Annotated in this window: 1 protein-coding gene and 1 pseudogene; one reads left to right on the forward strand and one right to left on the reverse strand. The window is 38.1% G+C overall.

All coding sequences use genetic code 11. The features are described 5' to 3' along the window. The coding region (locus IDG60_RS14960) for a 3-hydroxy-3-methylglutaryl-CoA reductase (protein ID WP_164826325.1) at positions 1 to 932 on the forward strand (932 nt) is incomplete at its 5' end. Positions 933 to 1,070: 138 nt separating this feature from the next. Here the strand turns inward: IDG60_RS14960 and IDG60_RS14965 are convergent. Then, a pseudogene (locus IDG60_RS14965) lies at positions 1,071 to 1,206 on the reverse strand (CHAP domain-containing protein); the annotation flags it as partial.

The raw sequence follows: 1,206 nt of genomic DNA on the forward strand, positions 1-1,206 counted from the left end.
TTGATGGCGTTGACGATACTGAAAAATTATCAGCAGACATTAAAGCTTTAGAAAAGCAAATTCATAAAATTGCGGATGAGGCATATCCTTCTATTAAAGCGCGTGGTGGTGGTTACCAACGTATAGCTATTGATACATTTCCTGAGCAACAGTTACTATCTTTAAAAGTATTTGTTGATACGAAAGATGCTATGGGCGCTAATATGCTTAATACGATTTTAGAGGCCATAACTGCATTTTTAAAAAATGAATCTCCACAAAGCGACATTTTAATGAGTATTTTATCCAATCATGCAACAGCGTCCGTTGTTAAAGTTCAAGGCGAAATTGACGTTAAAGATTTAGCAAGGGGCGAGAGAACTGGAGAAGAGGTTGCCAAACGAATGGAACGTGCTTCTGTATTGGCACAAGTTGATATTCATCGTGCTGCAACACATAATAAAGGTGTTATGAATGGCATACATGCCGTTGTTTTAGCAACAGGAAATGATACGCGTGGTGCAGAAGCAAGTGCGCATGCATACGCGAGTCGTGACGGACAGTATCGTGGTATTGCAACATGGAGATACGATCAAAAACGTCAACGTTTAATTGGTACAATAGAAGTGCCTATGACATTGGCAATCGTTGGCGGTGGTACAAAAGTATTACCAATTGCTAAAGCTTCTTTAGAATTGCTAAATGTAGATTCAGCACAAGAATTAGGTCATGTAGTTGCTGCCGTTGGTTTAGCACAGAACTTTGCAGCATGTCGCGCGCTCGTTTCCGAAGGTATCCAGCAAGGCCATATGAGCTTGCAATATAAATCTTTAGCTATTGTTGTAGGTGCAAAAGGTGATGAAATTGCGCAAGTAGCTGAAGCATTGAAGCAAGAACCCCGTGCGAATACACAAGTAGCTGAACGCATTTTACAAGAAATTAGACAACAATAGTAAATGGCGAATAGCGATTTTAAAGAAAAGTTTAAGTCAGTCCATCGTAGCGCTTAGATAAATTAATATGAACAAAAAATAAAAACTTCTATCACACGCATACAGGAAATTGAAGCGTTCGTGATAGAAGTTTTTTGATTAGTAAATATAGTTAAAGTTACGTGCTGCCTTTTTGCTTAGTACACGTGTATTGTATTTTAATGGGCGATAAAAGTTGTATTCTGAAACTTTAATACTACCGTTTTTATATACTTGTTCAACAACTGCGACATGT

Source organism: Staphylococcus sp. EG-SA-2 (assembly GCF_017152085.1).